Raw genomic sequence first — 23,881 nt, 5'->3', positions numbered from 1 at the left:
AAGCAAAGAATTAACTAATTATGGCGACTATCGAACAATTGGAACCCGCTAATAAGGCCGATGTGCTAGTATATATGCCCTACTATGCCAAGGACAAACATAGTATCCTGCCCTATGCGATCACTTTGTATCAAGGAGGATCTTTAGAAGGTCGTCGTCGCATAGAAAACAGTGAAGGGATTCCCTTTGTGGCCTCTTGGTATGTATCAAAATTGCCCTCGGAATTGACCCGTTGTCGTTTACAATTTGAAGGACAGGCCGACCTAAGCTATGAGATGACGATTATTAACTCCCAGTTGATCGAATATCTCATCGATGCGATTAAAACCTTTAAGCAGCTAGGTTCGGCCGACTTTTCGCAGGGATTTTATCGGAAACTCCTGCGATTTGAAGAATAAAAGTCGGGATTTTACGGGTTAAAAGGAGCAAATCGTGGCCAAATCAGCCAAATCTATACTTATCTCTTCCCTAGAACCCCTTAGTGGTAAATCGGGAACTGTCGTCGGTTTAGCGCATCTCTTGCGACAAAAAGGACTAGAGATAAGTTACGGCAAACCAATGGGCAATTGTCCGGGCTACGTCGATGGGCAACTGGTCGATGAGGATGTAGAATTTATTCGGCAATTACTAGAATTATCCCCCGAGCAGCTGCGTTTACCGGTGATTTACACAGATGTGGATTCCGTTGCTAAACGTTTACAAGGTACAGATAAACAGGACTACGGCAATGTTCTTGCCGGCTATCTCGATCGAGTTAACAGTGATATTACCCTTCTCGAAGGACCGGGGACCCTCTGGGAAGGGAGCATTTTTCAGCTATCCATGGGGGAGATGGCCAAAATTCTCCAGACTCCGATCCTATTGGTGGCCCGCTATAGTTCTCCCCTAATTGCCGAGAGTCTGCTGAAAGCGCAACGGGAATTAAATAATCAGCTGCTGGGGGTAGTAATCAGTGATATTCCCACGGATGATTGGGATGAAGTACAATCCCTCCTGAAACCCTATCTCGCTGGCCAAGGCGTGGAAGTTTTGGGACTGTTACCCGCTAGTAAACTGCTGCGTAGTATTAGTGTTCGGGAAATTGTCCATCTTTTAGGAGCAAAAGTGCTATGTCGGCCCGATCGTTTGGATTGGATGGTGGAAAGTTTAGCGATCGGGGCCATGAATGTCAACGCCGCTTTAGAATATTTTCGCAAGGGGGAAAATATGGCCGTGATTACGGGCGGCGATCGCACAGATCTACAGTTAGCTGCCCTAGAAACTTCCACCACCTGTTTAATCTTAACCGGTTCCATCTCTCCGGATCCCCTGATTCTAGGCCGGGCCGAGGATTTAGAAGTACCGATTCTCTCGGTAAATTTAGATACTCTCACCACCGTGGAAATCGTCGATCAGGCCTTCGGGAAGATTCGCTTACAGGAACAGGTAAAAGTTGCTTGTATTCGAGAATTAATGGAGGAACATTTTCAGATTGATCGCCTGTTAGAAAAGTTAACAATAGGGGCGTAATTTCTCCCCAGCTGCCGAGAATATGGCTCCATCATCCCCCCCTGTGTCCCCTCCGATCAAAGAAAATGACTGGAGATTATTATTAAGACTACTTCCCTACGCAAAAAAGCAAAAAGCCCTGCTATTTTGGTCATTAATACTTCTTTTTCCCCTATCTCTCACGGGGGCAGTCCAACCCTTAATTATCGGTCAAGCGGTCTCCCTTTTGCAAAAGGAACAAACTTGGGATTTTTTGGCTCAAATGCCCTTAACAGCAGCCATCAATACCCTAATTATTATCCTGTCGGCTGCGATTATTTTACGACTGATTTTAGGGACAACACAAGGTTATCTAGTGCAGAAAGTCGGTCAGTCAATTACTGCTAATGTCCGGGAAGATTTATTTACCCATGTCACCTCCCTTTCCTCTAGTTTTTTTGATCGCTCTCCCGTGGGACGTTTAGTCACTCGTTTAACCAGCGATGTGGAAGCATTAGGAGAAGTTTTTGCTAGTGGGGCGATCGGAGTTGTCAGTGATCTGGTCAATATTTTAGTTATTATCATCACCATGTTTACCCTGCAATGGCAATTAGCTCTATTGTTGGTGTTGATGTTATTTCCCGTCACTGCTTTAATTATCTTTTTTCAAAAACAATACCGCATCGCTAACTATCAAGTACGCGAGGAATTATCAAAACTTAATGCCCAATTACAGGAAAATGTAGTCGGAGTTAATATTGTTCAATTATTTCGCCGCGAACGCTTTAACGCTGAAATGTTTCGCTCTATCAATACTCACTATCGTCAATCCCTAGATAAAACAATTTTTTACGATTCGGCTGTGTCGGCCACTTTGGAATGGATCGGATTAATTGCCGTGGGAGGAGTATTATGGTTAGGCGGGATTTTGATTCTCCAGAAAACCATTGATTTTGGGGTTTTATCGGCTTTTATTTTATTCTCCCAACGTCTCTTTAATCCCCTGCGTCAGTTTGCCGAAAAATTTACCATGTTTCAATCGGGTTTTACTGCTATCGAACGCATTGGGGAATTAATTAGTATTCCCATTGAAATCGCCGATACTAACAGTTCTAAAGAGCTTTATTTCCCAGAAAAACGTCAAACTGGCGAGATTATTTTTGAGAATGTTTGGTTTGGTTATAAACCCGATGAATATATTATCAAAGGTCTCAATTTTACCATTCATCCCGGGGAAAAAGTCGCTTTAGTCGGTCCGACTGGTGCGGGAAAAAGTTCAATTATTCGTCTTCTTTGTCGTCTTTACGAACCAAGTAAGGGCAGAATTCTAGTGGATGGTATCGATATCCGTTATCTTCCCCAAGCGGAATTAAGACGTTATATCGGTGTCATTCTCCAAGAAACTTTTCTCTTTGCTGGAGATGTTACTCGCAATATTACTTTAGGGGAAAATTATGATTTTGAGCAGGTGAAGGCAGCAGCTAAATTAACCAATATCGATCACTTGATCGAGGAGTTACCCGATGGTTATAATACCCGTTTACGGGAACGGGGCGCAAATTTATCGGGAGGACAAAAACAATTACTCGCTTTTGCGAGAGTCGCTATTCGTAACCCCGAAATTTTAGTTTTAGATGAAGCTACCGCTAGTTTAGACGTGGGGACAGAAGTATTAATTCAAGAAGCTTTAGAACAGATTTTAGTCGATCGTACTGCTATTATTATCGCCCATCGTCTCTCTACTATTCGCGATGTCGATCGAATTCTTGTCCTTAAACGCGGGGAATTAGTCGAATCGGGAACCCATGAAGATTTATTAACTAAAGACGGCCTCTACGCTAGTTTATATAAACTGCAAATGTTAGGCACAGATAGTTAACAGTTATCAGTTATCAGTTATCAGTTATCAGTGATCAGATTAAAGTGATAAGTTTTAAGTTTTAAGTTTTAAATGATATTATTCACCGATCAATCTTCACTAATTACTGTTTACTGGTAACTGTTTACTGTTTACTGTTTACTGATAACTGACAAACCCCCCACACCCCAAAATGCCTTCACCAGAATCCGCTCCATTGGTATCACAACTGCAAAAAAAAGTCAATAGTTTGGATGTACCATTTTATGCGCCAGGGCATAAGCAGGGGGAAGGAATCGGGGAAGATTTAAGTAATTTACTGGGAAAAAGCGTCTTTAAAGCCGATTTACCCGAATTACCCGACCTTGATAATTTGTTTGCCCCGACGGGAGTGATTAAAGAAGCGCAAATTTTAGCAGCCGAGACATTTGGGGCAGATAAAAGCTGGTTTTTGGTCAATGGTTCCAGTTGTGGCATTATTGCGGCGATTTTAGCCACTTGCGGCGAGGGAGATAAAATTATTTTGGCGAGAAATATTCATAAATCGGCAATTTCGGGCTTAATTCTCTCCGGGGCGCGACCTATCTTTATCAATCCCGAATATAATCCCACTATCGATCTAAATTTAAATATAACCCCCCAATCCCTCGAAAATGCCCTGAAACTTCATCCCGACGCCAAAGCGGTGATGGTAGTCTCTCCCACCTATCAAGGGGTTTGCTGTGACTTAGAAACTATCGCCCAGATTACCAATCATTATTCTATCCCGCTGCTCGTCGATGAGGCTCACGGGGCGCATTTTGCCTTTCATCCCGATTTACCTCCGGCTGCCCTGTCTCTCGGCGCCGATATGGCTATTCAGTCCACCCATAAGGTTTTAGGGGCATTAACTCAAGCATCGATGTTACACTTAAAAAGCGATCGCATTAGTTCCGAAAAAGTCGATCGAGCCTTACAATTAGTTCAAACCACTAGCCCTAGTTATCTACTTCTCGCCTCCCTTGATAGTGCTAGAAAGCAAATGGCGATGCAAGGACTAGATTTACTGACCAAAACCCTCGATTTAGCCGCTACTGCCCGAAAAGAACTCAATAAAATCCCTAATATCTCTGTTTTAGACTTTCCCCATTCTATCCCGGGTTGTCACTGGTTCGATCGCACTCGTTTAACGGTAATCGTCAAAGATTTTGGCTTAACTGGTTACGAAATAGACGATATTTTGCGAGAAAAATACGCCGTCACCGCAGAATTACCGACTTTAAGCCAACTTACTTTTATTATCTCCATCGGCAATCATCGCGAACACATTAATCGCCTCATTACTGCTTTTCAATGCCTTAAATCCCCTTCCTCTACCAGTTTACCCCCCACTCCTGCCCCAGTCACGGGAAATTCGACTATTTCTCCTAGAAAGGCTTTTTTTGCCCCTACAGAGATAGTATCCCGGAAAAATGCCCTCGATCGTCTTAGTGCTGATGTTATCTGTCCCTATCCCCCCGGTATTCCCGTTTTGATGCCGGGTGAGTTAATTTCTCAGGAAGTCCTCGACTATCTGCAAACTATTTTAGACCTCGGTGGCACAATTACTGGCGGTAGTGATGATAATTTTGAAACTTTTAGGGTTTTAAAATAATCGCAAAATTATCTGATATATTAACCGGAAAAAGGCGGTAATAGCAATTGCCCCGATGGCTGCCATCACGGCAATGATAGCAATTTCAGGAAAACTTAGGCTGCCTTGCAGTTGCGGAATTAACAGGAAGGCGAGGGTAATTGCTGCTAGAATCGGTAAATCTCTCCCTTCAATTACTTTTTTAAATAATGCCAAAACTAAGCCACCTAAAATCATAAAGGCGATGACAATTCCTGCCGAGGGGACTAAACTATTTAAGGCAATTACTAATAATGTCCCCTCAAATCCTGTAAAGGCAGCATTAGCGAAAGTTTCCCCAAGAGAAAAGCGGAAAGTTTTTCTCATCACTGGGGAAGCTGGAGGAATTGGGGAAGGTGGAGGAGATGGGGAAGATGGAGGAATTGGAGAAGGTGGAGGAGATGGGGGAGGAGGATTTAAAGCGCTTAAAACTTCTCCACAGGATTGAAATCTATCCCGGGGATTTGCTAGTAACATTTTATTGAATACTTGGGCTAAATCTGCACTGATATTAGGGGCATAATTTTGCCAATTCCAGACCTGTTTTTGCGGATCGTATAGATCATCAGGATCGCGATTAGTTAAGAGTATAACACAGGTAGCTGCTAGGGCATATAAATCTGTGGCTGCCGATACCTGATTGCCTAATTGTTGTTCGGGAGGAGCAAATCCAGCTGAGTAAATTGTTGTGGATTTCTGTTGTGTATTATTGGGATTATTGGTAGCCTGTTTTACTGCCCCAAAATCGAGTAAATAGAGGCGACCATTTTTGTCGCGCATGATGTTAGATGGTTTTATATCCCGGTGAATGGAACCATTTTCATGAATAAATTTGAGGATAAGAAGTAATTCTTTGAGAAGGTTTTTAACTTCACTTTCTTGAAAGGGTTTTTGTTGCTGTTGGAGAATTTCTTCTAGGTTTTTACCGTCGATATATTCCTGGGCCAGATAGAAAAATTGCTCTTCTTCTCCCGTTAATTGATTCTTGACTTTTAAAGGGAAAAAAGCATAGAGATCGGGGATTTGGGGATGTTCTCTTCCTAAATCTTCTAAAACGTGCGCTTCTTGAAAAAATAAGTTTTTTGCTTTTTCTAAAGCTTGCGGACTTAAATTACCGGAAGGTTGAAATTGTTTGAGTACACATTTAGCTTTTTTGGGACTATAACGATCTACTGCTAAAAATGCCGCTCCAAATCCTCCTTTTCCCAATAGACGTTCTGGTAAATAACGTCCACCCAAAATTAATGGCATCCCGCAAGTAATACAATATTTCTGCTCGATCGAGGTTAAAAGATTGCTATCGTCTAGGTCTAGGCATTGATTACGCGGTCTCGGACAGTGTGGACGCGTGCAAATAACTTCCATAGTCACCGTTTCCCGTGGTACTGCTCTTAGTTTAGCTACTACCGGCAATTCGGGTTAAAATTTTTGTTCTTGAGAAAGAGTTAAAAAGAGCGTTCGTAGGCCGACACGGATTCCCATTATACTACAAGGTTAGCAGAAATTTTGGAGTTTGTCAAGTCTTTGGCCACAAAAAAGGCTGAAAAAAATCCAGCCAGATAAGGGCGTTTATCGAAAAAATCGGGTCGCGCATATCACCCAAGGCAAGGGTTCTGGCCACGACTTGAGCGAAACGGTCTTGAACCATCTACTCCTGTGTCACCTCGTTTTCAGGCTCTTGAAAATATTGCTTTTTTTTCCCAAAGACAGTAAACTCAAATGTATTGTAAATGTATTTGAGATGAATTATGACTCTATATCTAGTAGAGGATGATCGACAAGAAAGGACAAAAGAAGAGGTGAGCGAGATATTGGAGCGCATTGCCACACTCGCATCAAAATCCCAGGGAGAGTTAATCGAAGCCCTAATCGGTGAAACAGAAGGGCGGTTATTCCTGATTATCAAAGCGATCGATCGCGCCTCCCTCGAACAAGTACTAGAAAACGCTGGGCTAAGTTGGCAACTAATCAAGGAAATGCGCTTGATTGGGCAGGACTTAGCCACTGTGCGAGAGCGCAAAGACAAAGCCAACTATCTAGTACAGTGGAATTTACCCCCGGGGCTAACGATGGAAACTTACCTGCAACGAAAAGCGGAGAAAACCCCCCTTTATGCTCAAGTGCCGGAAGTCAGTTTCGAGCGTACATATATTTGCGAAGACTTGAGTAAATGTCTCTGTTTCTACGATAGTCCCGATGAAGCGGCGGTAAAAAGAGCCAGAGAAGTGGTCGGCGCACCTATAGATAGTTTGACCTCGATTGAAAATATTCACCCCTAGGAGAGAACAATTATGCTCGATCGAGGCTCCGAAATCCTTTCTTTTCTGGAAGAAAGAGCCACTGACCTCAACAACGGTACAGCTAATCTCAACGTCGGTTGGGCCCTAACCAAGCTAGGAGAATCGGGCTGGTTCGGCTATGCTATACCTGAAAGCTTAGGAGGCCGGGGTGGCTCCTTATTACAGGCAGTAGAGGCGATTTCCTCTGTGTCCCAATGCTGCCTGACCACCGGTTTTGTTTTCTGGTGTCAGCGCGTCTTCATCCAATATCTGGCCGCCAGTAATAACACTTACCTACAAAACAAAATTCTACCTGCTGTTCTCAAGGGAGAGATAGCCGGAGCCACAGGACTCTCCAACGCCATGAAGTACCTCGGCGGGATCGAGGAGCTGCGTTTACAGGCAAAGATCGAGGGAGAAAACGTCACTGTTAATGGCTTCCTGCCCTGGGCCTCTAACCTCGACTCTAACGGAGAATTCATAGTAGCCGTTGCCGCTCAAACTACATCGGGAGAAACTCTTATCCTCGCCCTTCCCTCCTTCGCAGAGGGGTTAAAACGGGGTGAAGACCTACAATTATTGGGTTTACAGGCTTCCCGCACCAGTACCCTTGAATTCGATCGAGTTCAGTTATCTCACGACTGGATTATCAGCTTGGAAGCAGCAAAATTTTTACCCTCAGTCCGCCCCTGTTTCTTGCTGTTACAATGCGGACTGGCCCTTGGCATTACGCGTAAATCCCTTGGGGAGACAGAGAAAAGTTTAGGGGGAAAGGCAGCGGTAGCCAGCGATCGTTATTTCTTCGCCCGGGAGCGTCTGACTCGTCTAGAAAAGACAATCGAGCAATTCAGCACCCTAGAAAGCTTCGATCTCGGACGAACACGCCAACTATTCACCCTCAGAGTGGACATTACCCGGTTAGCGGTGGAATCCGTATGGTTAGAAGCGGAAATTAAGGGAGGAAAAGGCTATTTCCGTAATAGCGACACGGCCCGACGGCTGCGCGAGGTCGCCTTTTTACCGGTGTTAACTCCGAGCCTGATTCAACTAGAAAGAGAATTACAACGTCAGTCCTCTACCGATAAAATTCTCCCTGGCGAACTCGAGCGAGCGGGGGTGAGAGAATGAGCGTCGCCACGGATTACCCCGTCCTCACCCTCAAAAATCTCCATAAACGCTATAAAACCCGCCATGGCTACCGTACCGTTTTTGAGGATATTAACCTACAGGTGCGCTCCGGTGAGGTGGTTTGTTTGCTTGGGGCCAGTGGTTGCGGTAAATCTACCCTCCTTGCTACCGCCGCTGGTTTGCAGAGTGCCGATGGCGGAGAAATACAATTGCACTCACGACCCTTACAAGCCCCAGACATCCGCAGCTCGATCGTCTTTCAATCCCCCGCCCTTTTACCTTGGTTAACCGTTTGGCAAAACGTGGCTTTTGGTTTGAAATTAAAGCGGATGCCCCGCCTCGATCATCAGCAATTACGCGAAAGGGTTCACACCGCCGTTAAAAGCGTCAAACTAGAGGGCTTCGAGCGTGCCTATCCTCATCAACTATCGGGCGGTATGGCTCAGAGAGTTTCTCTAGCCCGCGTCCTCGCCCGGCGCCCCTCTCTCCTCCTCCTGGATGAGCCGTTTAGCGCCCTCGACGCGATCACCCGTTTCGAGATGCAAAAACTCCTCCTAGAAGTCATAGCTCTCTATAACAGCACGGTTCTCCTCGTTACCCACGACATCGACGAGGCCTTATTAGTAGCCGATCGAGTTCTTCTCATGGGCCGTCATCCGGTGGGCATCCGCCGAGAATGGACCATCTCGATGCCGAAACCCCGTTTCGAGTCAGCCAAGCTTTTGAGTGATCTACGCCAGTCAATTTTTCAAGAATTAGCCCTTGTCATGACACTGTAAATCCATGAACCTACACCATAATTGTGCTTGTTGCGGCATGAGCCGTCGAGATTTCCTGAAACTTTCGGCACTGTTTACCAGTTCCTTCGGAGCAGCGATCGCCGCCGATAATTGGAATCTCCCCGTTCACGCCAATGCCAACGATCAGCCTGTGAAAATCGGTTATCTACCGATTACGGATGCCGCCCCCCTATTGGTAGCCCACTCCCGAAAACTTTATCAAGCGGAAGGTTTAACTACAGAACAACCGCGCCTATTCCGTTCTTGGGCGCAGATTGTTGAAGCCTTTCTCGCTCGGCAGGTGAACGTTATTCATGTTCTTTTTCCCACCTCGATCTGGATTCGTTACGGGCGCAATTTCCCCGCTAAAATCGTCGCTTGGAACCATACCAACGGTTCAGCCCTCACCGTCCTTCCCGATATTGAAAATCCCAGGGAATTGGGAGGTAAAACGATCGCGGTTCCTTTCTGGTATTCGATTCATAATTTGGTCTTGCAACAACTCTTACAACGTAACGGGCTGAAAATAGTTCGCAAAGCCAAGGACGCGCCGATCGCTTCTAACGAGGTTAATCTAGTGGTTCTCCCGCCCCCGGATATGGTATCAGCCCTCGCCAATAAGAGCATCGGCGGTTATATCGTTGCTGAACCTTTCAACGCGGCGGCGGAAAATCTAAAAACCGGTAGGGTTCTCCGTTTCACTGGCGATGTCTGGAAGAATCACGCCTGTTGCGTCGTCTTTGTTCACGAGGAGGATATTAAGGAACGGAAACAATGGACGCAGAGGGTGGTAAACGCCCTCGTTAAAGCCCAACTCTGGTCCCGGGGCAATCGCTCCGAAGTAGCTCGGATTCTCTCTAAAGATGGTGGAAAATATACGCCTCACCCGCTGCCGGTATTGCAACGGGCGCTTACTTACTATGATCGCAATTTCTATAAAAAAGACGGGGCGATCGAGAATCCAGCTTGGCAAGTCAACCGGATCGATTTCCAGCCCTATCCTTTCCCTTCCTATAGGTCGGAACTGGTACGCTTGCTCAAAACCACTCAGGTGGAAGGAAATACGGATTTTCTCCAAAAACTGCAACCCCGACAGGTGGCGCGGGATCTCGTGGATGACTCTTTTGTCCGTAATGCCTTGCAACAGGTGGGCGGACCGAAAGCTTTCGGCTTACCGAATAATCTCTCCCGCATCGAGACGATCAAATTTTAAAGGTCTGAACCTATGAAGTCACAATCTTTGACCTCCCCGCCAATATCTTTACTACCCTTATGGGGTATCGGTTTTGGATTATTGCTCTGGTGGCTATTTACCAGTCCTCTATGGCACTCAAAACCGATTTTAAATGATTTTTCCCCTGAGCGATCTTTTGTCGCTTTATTACGTCTTTTTGTTGGGGGGGAGATTATGCCCCATATCCTCACCAGTTGCCGCCGGGTTATTGTGGGCTTGGTTCTCGCTAGTGCCATCGGTGTGCCGTTGGGGGTATTAATCGGGTTGTATCGCTCCCTTGAATCGGCTTTGTCGGCTGTATTTCAATTTCTACGCATGATCTCGCCCCTTTCTTGGATGCCTTTAGCGGTGATGGTTTTGGGAATTGGTGATCTACCGGTGTATTTTTTGCTGACGGTGGCGGCTATCTGGCCGATCCTTCTCAATACGGCTGCCGGGGTTAATGCGGTTGATCGCTCTTGGTTGACTTTAGCCCGCAGTCTCTGTGCTACCCGAGGGGAAACGGTTTTCCAGATTATTCTGCCTGCGATCCTCTCCCATCTCCTAACTGGTTTCCGTTTGGCTATAGGTATTATCTGGATCGTTCTTGTCCCGGCGGAAATGCTGGGGGTTAGTGCGGGTTTGGGCTATTATATTCTCGATACACGCGATCGACTCGCTTATTCGGAGTTGATGGCGGTGATTCTCGTTATTGGCGCGATTGGTTATCTGCTCGATTGGGGTTTGCGTCTGGCCCATCGCTCTTGGACGCATCAAGATTAGCCTATTGGTTCAACTATGGGGGAAGTGGGAAGGGGGAAGTCTTGGCGCTTTTCCTTAGTTGAAAGAGCGGGCCAGACGACTAACACCAGTGTGTAATAACTGTTCCAAGCTTTGGCGATCGCTAATGGCTTGAAAATTGATCACAAAACAGGTTAAACCTAGTCCAAAGAGGATAAAAGTGGGGGCCATAACCACACCAATCATCAACCAGGTGGCGACGTGGAAAAACATGGTGACAGCGAACAACAAAGCTAGGGAAGCAATGGGGAAGATTTGACGGGTAGGACGACCGAAATAGAGAAAAAGAACCGTTAAAAGGGTGGTTACTAAGTTAGCGGGTACTAAAAAGGCACAAATCGAGACGCAATAGTTGCGGGAAAATTCAGCGAGAGTATTAAAATCTATCATTAATATTACTTTACAATTGCCTGAGTCTTAGTACTCTCGATTGTAGCGAAAAATTTAGATGATCGGGATGAAGGCGGCTGAAGACGGATTAAGCTGTGGTCCAATAGATTTTCGAGAGGGAGCTAAAACGAGGATCGGGGTATAGATCCTCCGGTTATAATGAAATCTGGGAAAATGACACCGCCCTTCGGCTTCTCTCAGGGTCAACCCCATCCCGAAAACTCTTACCCCTTGCTAGGTATAATCGATCGCAGGAAGAATTTTATGAGTAAATTTGTCTTTGTCACTGGGGGAGTCGTCTCCAGCATTGGGAAAGGAATTGTCGCTGCTAGTTTGGGAAGATTGTTGAAAAGTCGGGATTATTCCGTCTCAATTCTGAAATTAGACCCCTATATCAACGTGGATCCGGGTACGATGAGTCCTTTTCAACACGGAGAGGTATTTGTCACCGATGATGGGGCCGAAACCGACCTCGACCTTGGCCACTACGAACGTTTTACCGATACGGAACTCTCCCGTCTCAATAGTGTGACTACCGGCTCGATTTATCAAGCGGTATTGAATAAAGAGCGCCGTGGTGCTTATATGGGGGGAACGGTGCAGGTAATCCCCCATATTACCAACGAAATCAAGGAAAGGATTCTCCGGGTGGCCAAAGATACCAACCCCGATATTGTCATCACAGAAATTGGTGGTACGGTGGGAGATATCGAATCTTTGCCTTTTTTAGAAGCAATTAGGCAATTTAGGAAGGATGTAGGTCGAAATAACGTGGTTTATATGCACGTTACCCTAATTCCTTGGATTCCGGCCGCTAAGGAGATGAAAACGAAACCGACGCAACACTCGGTCAAGGAATTAAGATCGATCGGTATTCAACCGGATGTGTTAGTCTGTCGTTGTCATCTACCCCTACAACCGGGGTTAAAAGAAAAACTCTCAGCTTTCTGTGATGTGCCGGTGGAATCGGTGATTACTGCTCAGGATGCCAGCAGTATCTACGAAGTGCCTCTCAATCTGGAAAAAGAGGGATTAGCGCAACAAACCCTAGAATTATTAAACCTGGGTCCCCGATACCCCCATCTGGAGGAGTGGGAAAATCTCATCCGACAGATGCAATCCCCCGGTCAAAAATTAGAGATAGCTATCGTCGGTAAATATGTGCAATTGGGGGACGCTTATCTCTCGGTGGTAGAGGCCTTGAAACACGCTGCTATTGCCCTTGATAGCGAGATAGAATTGCGTTGGGTAAGTGCCGAAGATGTGGACCACGATTCGGCCGAAGCTCATTTAAGCGGTGTTGACGGTATTGTTGTACCAGGTGGTTTTGGTATTAGGGGTGTGGATGGCAAAATTAAGGCGATCGAGTATGCTAGGGTCAATAATATTCCTTTCTTGGGTCTCTGTTTAGGGATGCAGTGTTCGATTATCGAATGGGGTCGCAATGTGGCCCGATTGGAAAGGGCTAATAGTTCCGAATTTGAAGAGGATACACCGAATCCAGTGATTAATTTACTGCCAGAACAGGCAGATGTGGTAGATTTAGGGGGAACAATGCGCTTAGGTCTCTATCCCTGTCGTTTAAATCCCGATAGTCTGGCTTTCTCTCTCTACGGTCAAGAGGTTATCTATGAGCGCCATCGTCACCGTTACGAGTTCAATAATGCCTATCGTAGTCTCTTTTTCGAGACTGGTTATCTGGTGAGTGGCACTTCTCCTGATGGTCGTTTGGTGGAAATTATCGAACTACCAAAACATCCTTTCTTTATTGCTACCCAATTTCACCCCGAATTTCGCTCCCGTCCCAATAAAGCTCATCCTCTCTTTTATGGTTTCATGAAAGCAGCCCTCAAGAGTGCAGAGCAAAAGTTCTCCCTTAGTGGTCAGCATTCGGCTATTAGTTAGGGTTTGCCGGTCTGATTGGCTCTAAATCTGGTTTTTTTGGGGGGAAACCCCCGAAAATTTGTCATCTTAACCCCAGTTTGGCCTAGGGTTTTCCGAATTGACGTTGATAAACTACTTCTTCCTTGCCAGATTCCAGTTTAATATCGGAGCGAGGATAGGCCACACATAACAAAGCATAGCCTTCTTTTTGCAGGTCGGGGGATAATCCCATGCCCTCACCTTGTTCGACGCTACCCTGGGAAAGTTGAGCGGCACAGGTAGTACATACGCCCGCATTGCAAGAACTGGGTAAGTCAATCCCCGCATCGTAGGCCGCTTGTAGTATAGTTTGATCTTCCCTAACTTCGATCGTTTGTGTTGTTCCTAAATGAGAAATTTCTACTTTGTAGGTTGTGGTCATAGCTAATGAATGATGCTTTGAACGTCACCCATTTTATCATTCTAGATACCCCAAACAAAATCGATCGCACTAATCCTACGATGAGCGATCAAATGACTGATCACAAACAACTGACAACTAAACCCTAATAATTCCATCTTGGGCCTTTTTCGCCACCGCTTCGGCTCTTCTGGTTTTCCTGTGTTAATTTTTGTTATGAATTAAAGCAAGCAAACAGCTTAAGTCGAAGATGTTCAAAATTGGTAAATCCATAACTTATTCTTTTAATAAGCTTTATTTTGGTATTCATTCCCTCAGTTAATCCATTGGTTGTCTGATTTTCAAAGTAATTACAGATACCCGCCAAATGCTTCTGAATCATACCAGCACTACTTTGATCTAATATTCCGCCTATTCTTATCCATTTTTCCAATTTTCTCTCAGCACCTCTGAACGTTCTACAACTGTTTATCCCCTTCAAATGCTAGTTCCAAATCATTGCCCCTTTGCCAACTGAAATATCCCGCATTATACCATATCCTGATGGCGGAATAACAATTTTTTCTATGCGATCGCGTCTTGCCAAAGTTTGATTAATAGAGAGAGCTATAAGCGATCGCCGCTGATAGGTAAAGGGTATGTCACTAAAGTAACACACCTTTATTAGTGTTGGGTTTCGTTGTTTCAATCTAATCGAGAAGAAGGGGCTGGATCATTGGGAGCTATTCCTTCATCTTGATCTAAGATCAATAATATTTTCATTTGTTGAGTTACACTAAATAAGCGCAATCGAATATTGAATGAAAATTGAATCACTTGTAATGATAGGGAGATTTTCAGCCATAGATTGAGCAATAATAATGCGTTCAAAAGGATCTCTATGGTGAAAAGGTAGAGAAGCATTAATTTTTAGATGCCCTAGTTCAAGATTTAGTAAAACAATCCTACTTTCGTTCACTTCTTTCTCAATAAACTCTTCCTAGTAAGGAACTAACCTTAACTTTACTAAATTCTATTTAATAGACATTTCCCAAAGACTGGCGATACTAAGATAACTAAAATTGTTCTCATCTTCAATTAAATCTTTGAGAGCATTGCTTAATCTAGGATCGTCATTAACAAACCAAAGAAAAATATGTGTGTCCAATAAAAAAGTCATTCCCTGGAATTTTGAAAGTCTTCAAGAGGTTCATCAAAGTCATCGCTCATCCATACTTTTCCCTTAGCACTTCCTCGTTTTAAGGGTCGTTTGATGGGGGAAATTTTGGCTACTGGCTCGTCGCCTTGTATAATAACGATTTCCTCTCCGTTAATTGCCAAATCGAGAAGTTTTGAGAGATCGGATTTAGCTTGAGCTATATCTAATTTAGTCATAATGTTAAATCTCTATTTAAGTTTTCAAAAAATCTTGCCAATGTTCTTCGTCATCAGCTACGATGGTAATCATTCCTTGACATAGTCCAGGGCTAGGGCGTTGGGGCGGTATGGGTATTTGCCCGATTAATTGGGCAATTGGATGATTATCGTCGGTGATTAACAATTCTTCCCCCAGTTTGAGATTGTCAATCAGTTCGGGGAGTTTAGCCTGAGCTTCTTTGAGAGAGATGATCATGGATGTTGGATTCTATCTAACTCATGCTGATAACGCTACAATTTTAACTGAATCTCAGCAAGGAATAGATAAAATACGGTTGGGTTTCACTATCGTTCAACCCAACTTACACTCTTCGCAGCTCACCATTAAGATAACTGCTATCAAACTGATATTATAGGTATATAATTAACCTTAACATCCCTTAAAAAGAGAGTAAAAATTGTGTTCAACCAGCTTGATTGGAATCCTGCCTACTCAATTGAAACCTTAGAACCAAATACGGTATTTTTTCTATCTGAGCGAGAATCTATCTGTTTTCAAGAGCCGCTTTATTATCGTTTAGTAAGATTAATCGATGGTCAACGTAATCTTGATGAAATTATTGATATTCTTCAGTTAGAATTTTTACAAAATCAAGAAATCAATCCCAATAATGCTAATTCCTTCGCAGTGATTATTAATTATAGTCTGGCAATTCAAAAAGCGATTTTTCAGTTATATAAACGAGGGTTTTTACTAGAAAAAAAAGAATTATTGCCGTCTAATCTAGCAATTTTATGCCATCATCTTCAGGTTTCTCAAGCCCAAGCTTTTGAACGATTACAATCTCTGAAGGTTACGGTTAAAAGCCTAGGCTCAATTCCCCAGCAAGATTTGATCAATATTTTAAATTCATTGCAAGTTCAAGTCGCAGATGAAGGGGATTTAACCATTATTTTAACCGATAATTATCTTCATCCTGATTTAGAGAGTATTAATCAACAAGCTTTAGTCTTGCAAAAGCCTTGGTTATTAGTTAATCCCCTGGGAAACCTAGCATGGATTGGTCCCTTATTTGATCCCGATAAAACTGGTTGTTGGCATTGTTTGGCTCAACGATTACGAGATAATCGTCCCGTGGAGGAATTTATTATTAGACAGAGAGAAAATAAGATTTCTTTAATTTCCCCTTTAGGGTTTTCTTCAGCGACAATACAGACGGTTTTAAATCTGACGGCTATGGAGGTTTTTAAGTGGATTATTCAAGGTAAAAATCAACGTTTAGAAGGAACAATGATGACTTATGATACTTTAAATTTACAATTTCAAGAGCATATTTTAGTTAAACGTCCGAACTGTCCTAGTTGTGGATATTCTCTAAATAAAACACCTTTACCTGTGGTTTTGGGACATCGTAAAAAGGCTTTTACCAGTGATGGGGGACATCGTTTTTGTTCTCCTGAAGAAACCTTAAGAACCTATCAACATCTTATCAGTCCCATTACGGGAATTGTGCGAGAATTAAATAAGATACAAGGGAATGCTTTAGTTCATACTTATGTAGCGAAACATCATTTTCGCAGTGTCTTTGATGATTTAGACAGTTTACGGCAAAATATTGGAGGTAGAAGTGCGGGAAAAGGCCGCACAGATAGTCAAGCAAAAGCAAGTGGATTTTGTGAAGCTATTGAGCGCTATTCGGGAGTTTTTCAAGGGAATGAAATCAGAGAAAAAGCGAATTATCAAGAGTTAGGAGATAAAGCTATTCATCCTAACAAATGTATGAATTTTAGTGAAAAACAATATCAACATCGAGAAGAATGGAATGCGAAGAATCAAGGATGGTTTCAAAAAGTCCCTGAACCTTTTGATGAAACTAGAATGATTGATTGGACACCTGTATGGTCTTTAACTGCTCAAGATTTTAAGTATTTACCGACGGTATATTGTTATTATGGTTATCCTCAATCTGAACCCTTAGATTGTTGGGCTGATTCTAATGGCTGCGCCGCAGGAAATACGATAGAAGAAGCGATTTTACAAGGATTTATGGAGTTAGTGGAACGAGATTGTGTGGCCTTATGGTGGTATAATCAATTAGTTAAACCTTCCGTTAATTTAGAGAGCTTTAATGAGCCATATTTTGAGCAATTAAAGCAATATTATGAGGGGTTAAATCGGGAGCTATGGGTGTTAGATATTACCAGTGATTTGAATATTCCCTGTTTTGCTGCTATTAGTCCGAGAAAGGAGCGGGAAGTGGAGGACATTTTGTTAGGGTATGGGGCGCATTTTGACCCGAAAATTGCCATTAGTCGGGCGTTAACGGAGGTTAATCAAATCTTACCGAATGTGTTATCTTTTAAGGAAGATGGGACAACGATTTATAATCCTTCTGCTGATCCTTTGGCGGTTAAATGGTGGCAAACTGCAAGGTTAAGCAATCAATCTTATTTAGTTCCCGATAGTAAAATAATACCGAAAAAAAGTAATGATTATTTACAATTAGCTAGTGATGATTTATTCGAGGATGTTAAATTGTGTCAGCGAATTGTTGAGTCAAAGGAGATGGAAATGTTAGTCTTAGATCAGACTCGTGCTGATATTGGTTTAAGAGTTGCTAAAGTCATTATCCCCGGAATGCGTCATATGTGGAAGCGTTTAGGGGCAGGAAGATTGTATGATGTTCCTGTTAGCATGGGATGGTTAAAAGAAGCTTTAACGGAAGATGAATTAAATCCTTTTCCCATGTGGATGTAATGCTTTGGAATAGGGGACATTATAACTGAATGGTTACAAATTAAGTTTTTATTTTGTTTGTAAAAAATCATCTGGACTAATGCCAGCCTGTTTGAGAATAGCTCTTACAGTCCCCTCTGGTAGATCACCAGAATGATTAGGAATTGTTGTATAGTTCTCTGTCTCTGGATTGTACCAAATTTCGTGACTACCTGCGGCTTGGCGATCTAAAACAAAACCAAGCTTTTTAAGTTTTTTGATAATATCACGATACCGAAATCCTGATAATCTTCCCATTTTTTATTTTAATCTGTTTAGACAACTAAAGGGTAGTAAAAATCATCTTCTATATCTTTTAAATTATCAATTTGATTGCGTTGTTTTTTAGCCTCGATTAATTGATGAGCGACATCTCTGGCAATTTCTAGGGTTTCTTTAAGGGTTTTCCCTTGTGCAACTAATCCCTGTAAGTCATCGGAGGTTGCTAAATAGAATCCTTCGGGTAGCTTTTCAATATGTAATTGGATCAATTTTTCCATCAGTTTTTCTCCTAGTTTAAGGCTTAATGGTCATTATAGGGTACATAGAGAATTAACAAAGTACAGGTATTTTATCCCTGACAAACTAGAAGCTTGTTCTACATTTTATTATGAGCGCGAGGATAAAACGAATTTCCAGGCTGATAACTTTTCAATTCTAACCGATCTGAGCCAGAAATGGATAAGCTGCCCTCATGACAGATAGATAAAAGGTATGTCACCATAGTAACACACCTTAAATAATGTGGTTCTTCCAAACTTGTCATGTAAAACTATCAGCAACTTACCCTTGTAAAGTTTGTACACTAAAGCTTTGAGTTTTTGTTAGATTAATATTTATCAGCTTTAGAGCATTGCTAACCCCAGAGGGAGCTTGAGGAATTTTCTACAGTGTAAGTTCGGAAGAACGAATAATGTTGGGTTTCGTTTCTAACTTTAGGCGATCATTAGCAAGAGATTTCTTTCCAACTAGGATTAAGTGTTGTTCCAGATATCTCATAACATTTGGTAACAGGGCTATTAAAATCTTGAGTAAAAATAGTACTCCAAGAACCAATAAACCAAGCTTCCTCAACTTTTAAGTGAATTTCAGTAGCACCTGCAGGGATACTGATAGATTTGTTAACACCTGCAGTAAACTCTCCACTATCTTTACTAAAATCTTGGCCTTCAAATTTGTAAGAGACTGAAAAGCGAGAAACATATCCTCCACTATTTCTTACAAGAAAAGAACCACCTACGGGTGCGTTTAATTGATTGGTTACAGCCATAGTCACAGTGTTCATAATTTGTTTCTTCCAGAAAAATCAGGTTTTTTGGGTTAAAAGTGATTTGTTTAATCACCTTTGATACCAGAATAAGTTTTATTTTGGGTAATGGCAATCTCTAAAGTTAATACTTTTCTAATATATTTTTTTGAGCAGAATATTAACTTTTATATGAGATTTATATTAGATTTATATTAGATTTAAAGGGTCACTTTATGGTATAATGGCGTAATCTCTTAAGTAGAACAAATGAATTAATCAATCAAATTATAGAGATTGAGTCAAAAGGGATGGAAATGTTAGTATTAGACCAAACTCGTCCTGATATTGGTTTAAGAGTAGCTAAAGTCATTGTCCCCGGAATGCGTCATATGTGGAAGCGTTTAGGGACAGGAAGATTGTATGATGTTCCTGTTAGCATGGGATGGTTAAAAGAAGCTTTAACGGAAGATGAATTAAATCCTTTTCCCATGTGGATGTAACCCTTGTTTATGGTCAATTGTTGATGATTTTAAGTTACTTGGTGAAGATTTCGAGTTTAACTTTTATTCCCGTTTTATCTAAAAGACTGAGTAATTTATCAACAGTAAAACGGCTAATTTCTCCATTCATTAAATCACTAATTTTCGGTTTTGTTTCCTCGAAAAAAGTGGCGGCTTCTTGCTGTGTCCATCTTTTTTCTTGGATAAAAGACCGCAAGGTTAACATCAAATCGGCTCTAATTTTTAAGTTAGTTGCTTCTTCACTGTTAAATCCTAAATCTTCAAAGATGTTATCGCTACCAAAAGTGATCTCAATAGTGTTAGATTGTGTCATGGTTATCCCTCCTGTAATTGTTGTCTAAATTGAATCATTTGTTGATAACGTTTTTGTCCCAATTCAATTTCTTTTTTCGAGGTTTTCTGTGTTTTTTAACCGAAAGCATGAAGGACATAAATCGCTTCTTTAAACCTTGCCACATAAAAGATTCTGTAGGTTTCTCCTGTCCAAATTCTAATTTCTTCTGTTCCTTGACCAATAATGGGAATGGGTTTAAAATCATTGGGTTTCTCTCCTTGTTGAATAGCTCTCAGTTGAAAACCTGCTTTACGCTTTGCGTCTTCAGGAAAATCTCTAATATCTTCCCTTAACGTCCCAATCCAGTAAATGGGTTTATCTCCCATGTTGGGGATAATGATTAAGGTTGATACCTAATTTAGTATAACAGGATCATCAGTTTGTCAATTGTTCGTTAGTTAACAAGCAAGATGATGATCATTTTAGTTTAACTGAATCTAAGTAAAGTGTATCAGGGCAAATATCTTGTTCATGAGGCCATAAGCAAAGTTATTCTGGACTTAAACGTACCTGTAGGGGCAAACCCCCTGTGGTTGACCCCGTGTTGCCCCTGCACTAAGCAATACAAGCGCGTAAATCATTAAGAGTAATCATCAACGTCATCGGTTCAAGAGGAGACACATCAAAACCTAAAGCCAAATAAAAATTCTTAGCTTCTTCTGAAATAGCATGAACAATAATTCCCCGAATACCAATGGTATCAGCCGCTTTAACAACCCGTAGCGCACCATCACGAAATAAACCGCATCCTAAACCTTGACCTTGGTAAGAAGTATCTACTGCCAATCGTGCCAAAATTACCACTGGAATTGGGTTAGGCATATTCCGCCGAAATTTACCATTAGCTGATTGTATACTAATCGCCCCGGAAGCAAGGGCGTAATACCCAACTACCCTATTGTCAACGCAGGTAACAAAAGTTCTAGTTGCACCACTGGCTTGATTAGCATAAGCTCGACGCTTCAACCAATCATCAAGAGAAGTAATTCCGCAGGAAAAATCAGTGATTGAGTGATAACTAGCCAGAGGTTCAGGTGGTGTCAAATTCATTCCTTCTCCCAAGGTGCGAGCGTCTGCATGGTTTTGCGTAAACGTTCATTAGGTTGAGGTGGTGCATCTAGAAGTGCGATAAATTCTGCATAAGCCTCTGGACTAGCCAAAAAAATAGTACGTTCGAGCAAAGTTTCCTCCGCAGCATTCCGCGCGGCTTCCAAAATAAAATCAGTTCTATTCTTACCTTTCACTTTGGCTGCCATATCGATCAAATTGCGTTCTTCTGGCTTAATTCGCAAATTTAGGGTATTACGCGGAGTCTTACTTTTTGTTTTACTACTCATGAGATGGGTGTGTAATTCCAAACTTAATTATTTTAACATAATGTAGTGACAACGACATTACACTATGTACGATACGATACCCGGATTTTTCAGAGAGATGAGCATCATTTGATGAAAGTCTAGGCTTCAAACCTTTCCATTATAACTGATAGGTAAAAGGTGTGTCACCGCAGTAACACACCTTAAATAGTCTTGGGTTTCGTTGTTTCAAACTAATCGAGAAGAAGGGGCGTGCTGCTATGCAGTGCCGTAGGCATCGCACTATTATTGAGGAATTAATTTAATTAAACTTCTTAAAGTAGCATTAACGGATTCCGAATTAGGAAAATACTTTTTAACATCAGGATCAAGAATAATTACATCATTTTGCGCTGGAAAATGTTCAACCGTTTTTGTTCCATCTTCATGATGAATAGTAACGCTATGACCTTCCCGATACTGTTGGTAATATTTTCCGCGAACAGGATTTTTAAGTTGACTTAAATCATATTCTTCTCGCAAGTCATCTTCTAATTCATCTTGGATTTTCTCGTTCATAATATCTCCTTTCTTTGGGTGTAACTAATCTTGCACTAATTAAACGAATTTTATGATCACGATCCGTATAAGAAACAAATAGAAATTTACTTTGATCTGATAAACCTATTATAAGATAGCGATTCTCCCCTGTAGAATGGTCAGGATCATCGAAATTTACAGCTAAGGGATCATCAAATACGGTGGATGCTTCTTCAAAAGAAATGTTATGTTTTCTTTGATTTATTTTTGCTTTCTGTTTATCCCATTCAAATGCTAGTTCCAAATCATTGCCACTTTGCCAACTGAAACACCCCCCATTATAGCATATCCTGATGGCCTAATAACAATTTTTTCTGTGCGATCGCGTCTTGCCAAAGTTTGACCAATAGAGAGATCTATAAGCGATCGCTGCCATAAGCATCTCAAAAAGCGAGTACAAATCAGTTCAAAACATAGAAATGCGAGCGCCATTTAGTTCAATATCCAGAAAAGCGTCGCCGTCATATAAAACAAGATGAAACTAATGTCTAGGCTTCAAACTTTCCCATTATAACTGATAGCTAAAAGGTGTGTCACCGCAGTAAAACACCTGATGAAAATAGGCGAGCGCTTTAGGGTCACTTTATGGTATAATCGCCCCATAAATCAATATTAAAGTAACCGTCATGACAAAATCATCATCATCGAAAACGGTACGACGGGGACGAATTTTCCCAGAAAAACAACTTTCTGCCGCAGAAAAAGTCAGACTAGAAGCGGAAGATGCCGTATTTTATCAACAGTGTCGTAAGGTGTTTGATCGAGTTCAACCTGAATTAATCAAAGACCATTATGATTGGTTTATTATTATTGAACCTGAGAGTGGGGATTATTTTATTGATAAGGATAAAAAAATAGCTCTGTCTCAATCTCGTGCTAAATATCCGGGGAAGAAGTGTATTATTATGCGGATAAATAAAACGGGAACTTGTGGAACAATATGAGCCAAGGAGAATTTAATGAACGTGGGGAGTTATTTTTTGAAATTGGCTTAATCTCTGCTGATGAGGAGATTATTTCTGTGATGGCACTGTTAGATACAGGGTTTACGGGTTGGTTAGCGATTGATAATCAAGATGCAGATAGTTTAGGATGGGTTTGTGATAGTGAACCACAGGATATGCAAACAGCTAACGGAGAAACACGGTTTAATTTATATGAAGGAAAAGTGATAATTGATGGGGAAATGTTTACGATTGAGGTGTTAGGAGGAAATGAGTTAATAAATGTGCTGTTAGGGGTTTGGTGGTTACAAACTAAGCGTTTAGTAGTGGATTGTCCGATGAGAGTGATAAGCAAAAACTGATAGCTAAAAGGTGCGTCACCGAAGTAACACACCTTAAATAGTGTTGGGTTTCGTTGTTTTAATCTAATCTAGAAGAAGGGGCGATCACATTTTAGTTATTGGGCTGTAATAAATGGATCCCAGTTAATGAAATAAGAAACAGGTTGAAGTTGACCAACTGTCACTTTGATCTGTATCTGATAGGTTTGTGATCCTGTATTTAACGCTTGTCCAATCCAATAGCTGCCATCAGGTTCTTTATTAGGAGAAGGCTGTTTTCGGGGTTGACCAGCAGCAGTAAAAACATTTCCCTGAGATACTGTAAACCCAGTAATAATAACTTGATCTCCTGATACTCCTTCACCATTAATTGGTACTGTATTAAAGCCGATTAAGCTACCCACAGGACACTTAGTATGTAATTCTAGTGTTCCTTCCCCAGAGCTACCGTTAGCTACCATATTGTCCATCATATAAATACCTTGATTAATATTTCGACCTTGCTGTGCAGCAACATAGGCTGTGTCAACAGCAATCGTAATCGCCGTTGTCGGATTAAATTGTGGTTTCTCGGCTACGCGAATAACAGTACGATCTGGATGTAAAGTAATCATG

At 42.0% G+C, this 23,881-nt stretch carries 30 protein-coding genes and 1 pseudogene; 15 read left to right on the top strand and 16 right to left on the bottom strand.

The genetic code is table 11. The annotated features are described in order from the left end of the window. The first annotated feature begins 20 nt into the window (after positions 1 to 20). The 4 genes from ebsA (at position 21) to O9334_RS06955 (ending at position 4,958) form a co-directional block, all read left to right on the top strand. The gene (gene ebsA, locus O9334_RS06970) at positions 21 to 398 is read left to right on the top strand and encodes a type IV pilus biogenesis protein EbsA (RefSeq protein ID WP_045357952.1); all 378 of its coding nucleotides are present in this window, start codon (positions 21 to 23) and stop codon (positions 396 to 398) included. A gap of 34 nt (positions 399 to 432) precedes the next feature. Next, positions 433 to 1,509 (top strand): phosphotransacetylase family protein, encoded by a 1,077-nt coding sequence (locus O9334_RS06965; RefSeq protein WP_287999727.1) that lies wholly within the window; start codon positions 433 to 435, stop codon positions 1,507 to 1,509. A 22-nt stretch (positions 1,510 to 1,531) separates the two neighbouring features. After that, a complete protein-coding gene (locus tag O9334_RS06960; RefSeq protein WP_045357950.1) occupies positions 1,532 to 3,346 on the top strand; it encodes an ABC transporter ATP-binding protein in 1,815 nt (604 codons plus the stop codon). A gap of 172 nt (positions 3,347 to 3,518) precedes the next feature. Continuing rightward, positions 3,519 to 4,958, top strand: coding sequence for an aminotransferase class I/II-fold pyridoxal phosphate-dependent enzyme (locus O9334_RS06955; protein WP_045357949.1), 1,440 nt, complete (start codon positions 3,519 to 3,521; stop codon positions 4,956 to 4,958). On the opposite strand, the gene O9334_RS06950 is transcribed toward O9334_RS06955, so the two are convergent. After that, positions 4,950 to 6,341: a serine/threonine-protein kinase gene (locus O9334_RS06950; RefSeq protein ID WP_045357947.1), complete on the bottom strand. Its 1,392-nt coding sequence runs from the start codon at positions 6,339 to 6,341 to the stop codon at positions 4,950 to 4,952. The two genes, O9334_RS06955 and O9334_RS06950, sit on opposite strands and share 9 nt — an antisense overlap. 383 nt (positions 6,342 to 6,724) lie before the next feature. Here O9334_RS06950 and O9334_RS06945 point away from each other — a divergent pair, with 383 nt between their 5' ends. The 5 genes from O9334_RS06945 to O9334_RS06925 are packed head-to-tail and all read left to right on the top strand — an operon-like array spanning position 6,725 to position 11,158. Next, the gene (locus O9334_RS06945) at positions 6,725 to 7,255 is read left to right on the top strand and encodes a DUF4242 domain-containing protein (RefSeq protein ID WP_002796116.1); all 531 of its coding nucleotides are present in this window, start codon (positions 6,725 to 6,727) and stop codon (positions 7,253 to 7,255) included. Between the two features lie 12 nt (positions 7,256 to 7,267). Further along, positions 7,268 to 8,383, top strand: coding sequence for an acyl-CoA dehydrogenase family protein (locus tag O9334_RS06940; RefSeq protein ID WP_287999726.1), 1,116 nt, complete (start codon positions 7,268 to 7,270; stop codon positions 8,381 to 8,383). Continuing rightward, positions 8,380 to 9,162 carry an ABC transporter ATP-binding protein gene (locus O9334_RS06935; protein ID WP_045357943.1) on the top strand — a complete coding sequence of 261 codons (783 nt, stop codon included), beginning with the start codon at positions 8,380 to 8,382 and terminating at the stop codon, positions 9,160 to 9,162. The genes O9334_RS06940 and O9334_RS06935 overlap by 4 nt, the downstream gene beginning before the upstream one ends. A gap of 4 nt (positions 9,163 to 9,166) precedes the next feature. After that, positions 9,167 to 10,375: an ABC transporter substrate-binding protein gene (locus O9334_RS06930; protein ID WP_287999725.1), complete on the top strand. Its 1,209-nt coding sequence runs from the start codon at positions 9,167 to 9,169 to the stop codon at positions 10,373 to 10,375. Between the two features lie 12 nt (positions 10,376 to 10,387). Beyond that, on the top strand, positions 10,388 to 11,158 hold the full coding sequence (locus O9334_RS06925; RefSeq protein ID WP_287999724.1) for an ABC transporter permease: 771 nt from the start codon (positions 10,388 to 10,390) through the stop codon (positions 11,156 to 11,158). A gap of 54 nt (positions 11,159 to 11,212) precedes the next feature. Here the strand turns inward: O9334_RS06925 and O9334_RS06920 are convergent, their stop codons facing one another. Further along, positions 11,213 to 11,566, bottom strand: a complete 354-nt coding sequence (locus O9334_RS06920; RefSeq protein ID WP_045357938.1) for a membrane protein — start codon at positions 11,564 to 11,566, stop codon at positions 11,213 to 11,215. Between the two features lie 264 nt (positions 11,567 to 11,830). On the opposite strand from O9334_RS06920, the gene pyrG reads away from it, so the two are divergent. After that, positions 11,831 to 13,471 carry a glutamine hydrolyzing CTP synthase gene (pyrG, locus tag O9334_RS06915; protein WP_287999723.1) on the top strand — a complete coding sequence of 547 codons (1,641 nt, stop codon included), beginning with the start codon at positions 11,831 to 11,833 and terminating at the stop codon, positions 13,469 to 13,471. Between the two features lie 82 nt (positions 13,472 to 13,553). Here pyrG and O9334_RS06910 read toward each other — a convergent pair whose 3' ends face one another. After that, complete coding sequence (locus tag O9334_RS06910) at positions 13,554 to 13,871, bottom strand: 2Fe-2S iron-sulfur cluster-binding protein (protein WP_002768334.1); 318 nt, start codon at positions 13,869 to 13,871, stop codon at positions 13,554 to 13,556. A 5-nt stretch (positions 13,872 to 13,876) separates the two neighbouring features. On the opposite strand from O9334_RS06910, the gene O9334_RS06905 reads away from it, so the two are divergent. Next, a complete protein-coding gene (locus O9334_RS06905) occupies positions 13,877 to 13,999 on the top strand; it encodes a hypothetical protein (protein ID WP_274518326.1) in 123 nt (40 codons plus the stop codon). A 65-nt stretch (positions 14,000 to 14,064) separates the two neighbouring features. Here the strand turns inward: O9334_RS06905 and O9334_RS06900 are convergent. From O9334_RS06900 to O9334_RS06890, 3 genes and pseudogenes are all read right to left on the bottom strand, one after another. Then, positions 14,065 to 14,316: pseudogene (locus O9334_RS06900) on the bottom strand (transposase); the annotation flags it as partial. Between the two features lie 689 nt (positions 14,317 to 15,005). Next, a complete protein-coding gene (locus O9334_RS06895) occupies positions 15,006 to 15,224 on the bottom strand; it encodes a type II toxin-antitoxin system Phd/YefM family antitoxin (RefSeq protein WP_287999722.1) in 219 nt (72 codons plus the stop codon). Positions 15,225 to 15,240: 16 nt separating this feature from the next. Continuing rightward, positions 15,241 to 15,462 (bottom strand): type II toxin-antitoxin system Phd/YefM family antitoxin, encoded by a 222-nt coding sequence (locus tag O9334_RS06890; RefSeq protein ID WP_190380066.1) that lies wholly within the window; start codon positions 15,460 to 15,462, stop codon positions 15,241 to 15,243. A 204-nt stretch (positions 15,463 to 15,666) separates the two neighbouring features. Between O9334_RS06890 and O9334_RS06885 the strand changes: the two genes are divergently transcribed. Then, positions 15,667 to 17,964: a TOMM precursor leader peptide-binding protein gene (locus O9334_RS06885; protein ID WP_287999721.1), complete on the top strand. Its 2,298-nt coding sequence runs from the start codon at positions 15,667 to 15,669 to the stop codon at positions 17,962 to 17,964. Between the two features lie 48 nt (positions 17,965 to 18,012). On the opposite strand, the gene O9334_RS06880 is transcribed toward O9334_RS06885, so the two are convergent. From O9334_RS06880 to O9334_RS06870, 3 genes are all read right to left on the bottom strand, one after another. Then, complete coding sequence (locus O9334_RS06880; protein WP_045357929.1) at positions 18,013 to 18,240, bottom strand: type II toxin-antitoxin system HicA family toxin; 228 nt, start codon at positions 18,238 to 18,240, stop codon at positions 18,013 to 18,015. 17 nt (positions 18,241 to 18,257) lie between these two features. Then, on the bottom strand, positions 18,258 to 18,482 hold the full coding sequence (locus O9334_RS06875; protein WP_045357927.1) for a type II toxin-antitoxin system HicB family antitoxin: 225 nt from the start codon (positions 18,480 to 18,482) through the stop codon (positions 18,258 to 18,260). Positions 18,483 to 18,928: 446 nt separating this feature from the next. Next, on the bottom strand, positions 18,929 to 19,252 hold the full coding sequence (locus O9334_RS06870) for a thiol-activated cytolysin C-terminal domain-containing protein (RefSeq protein ID WP_045357925.1): 324 nt from the start codon (positions 19,250 to 19,252) through the stop codon (positions 18,929 to 18,931). A gap of 254 nt (positions 19,253 to 19,506) precedes the next feature. On the opposite strand from O9334_RS06870, the gene O9334_RS06865 reads away from it, so the two are divergent. Then, entirely contained in the window at positions 19,507 to 19,731 is a 225-nt protein-coding gene (locus O9334_RS06865; RefSeq protein ID WP_312675946.1) for a YcaO-like family protein, read from the top strand. A gap of 34 nt (positions 19,732 to 19,765) precedes the next feature. Here the strand turns inward: O9334_RS06865 and O9334_RS06860 are convergent, their stop codons facing one another. From O9334_RS06860 to O9334_RS06835, 6 genes are all read right to left on the bottom strand, one after another. Further along, entirely contained in the window at positions 19,766 to 20,065 is a 300-nt protein-coding gene (locus O9334_RS06860; protein WP_287999720.1) for a helix-turn-helix domain-containing protein, read from the bottom strand. A 95-nt stretch (positions 20,066 to 20,160) separates the two neighbouring features. Beyond that, positions 20,161 to 20,412, bottom strand: a complete 252-nt coding sequence (locus O9334_RS06855) for a type II toxin-antitoxin system RelE/ParE family toxin (RefSeq protein WP_287999719.1) — start codon at positions 20,410 to 20,412, stop codon at positions 20,161 to 20,163. 229 nt (positions 20,413 to 20,641) lie between these two features. Further along, positions 20,642 to 21,136 (bottom strand): GNAT family N-acetyltransferase, encoded by a 495-nt coding sequence (locus O9334_RS06850; RefSeq protein WP_002738857.1) that lies wholly within the window; start codon positions 21,134 to 21,136, stop codon positions 20,642 to 20,644. Continuing rightward, positions 21,133 to 21,423, bottom strand: a complete 291-nt coding sequence (locus O9334_RS06845; protein WP_190380070.1) for a type II toxin-antitoxin system TacA family antitoxin — start codon at positions 21,421 to 21,423, stop codon at positions 21,133 to 21,135. Before O9334_RS06845 ends, O9334_RS06850 begins: the two co-directional genes overlap by 4 nt. 264 nt (positions 21,424 to 21,687) lie before the next feature. Then, complete coding sequence (locus O9334_RS06840) at positions 21,688 to 21,960, bottom strand: hypothetical protein (RefSeq protein ID WP_002799473.1); 273 nt, start codon at positions 21,958 to 21,960, stop codon at positions 21,688 to 21,690. Continuing rightward, positions 21,938 to 22,225 carry a BrnT family toxin gene (locus tag O9334_RS06835; RefSeq protein WP_012266238.1) on the bottom strand — a complete coding sequence of 96 codons (288 nt, stop codon included), beginning with the start codon at positions 22,223 to 22,225 and terminating at the stop codon, positions 21,938 to 21,940. The genes O9334_RS06840 and O9334_RS06835 overlap by 23 nt, the downstream gene beginning before the upstream one ends. A gap of 382 nt (positions 22,226 to 22,607) precedes the next feature. Here O9334_RS06835 and O9334_RS06830 point away from each other — a divergent pair, with 382 nt between their 5' ends. Together O9334_RS06830 and O9334_RS06825 are read left to right on the top strand one after the other, a co-directional pair. Beyond that, complete coding sequence (locus O9334_RS06830; protein ID WP_287999718.1) at positions 22,608 to 22,925, top strand: hypothetical protein; 318 nt, start codon at positions 22,608 to 22,610, stop codon at positions 22,923 to 22,925. Next, positions 22,922 to 23,287, top strand: a complete 366-nt coding sequence (locus O9334_RS06825) for an aspartyl protease (RefSeq protein ID WP_287999717.1) — start codon at positions 22,922 to 22,924, stop codon at positions 23,285 to 23,287. Before O9334_RS06830 ends, O9334_RS06825 begins: the two co-directional genes overlap by 4 nt. Before the next feature lie 95 nt (positions 23,288 to 23,382). Here the strand turns inward: O9334_RS06825 and O9334_RS06820 are convergent, their stop codons facing one another. Continuing rightward, on the bottom strand, positions 23,383 to 23,880 hold the full coding sequence (locus O9334_RS06820; RefSeq protein ID WP_287999716.1) for an AidA/PixA family protein: 498 nt from the start codon (positions 23,878 to 23,880) through the stop codon (positions 23,383 to 23,385). Between the last annotated feature and the right edge of the window lies 1 nt (position 23,881).

The organism is Microcystis sp. LE19-8.1F, assembly GCF_027531715.1.
Classification (GTDB): Bacteria; Cyanobacteriota; Cyanobacteriia; order Cyanobacteriales; family Microcystaceae; genus Microcystis; species Microcystis wesenbergii_A.
The sequence above is the reverse complement of the archived record's forward strand: the minus strand, read 5'-3'. Positions and strand labels throughout refer to the sequence as shown.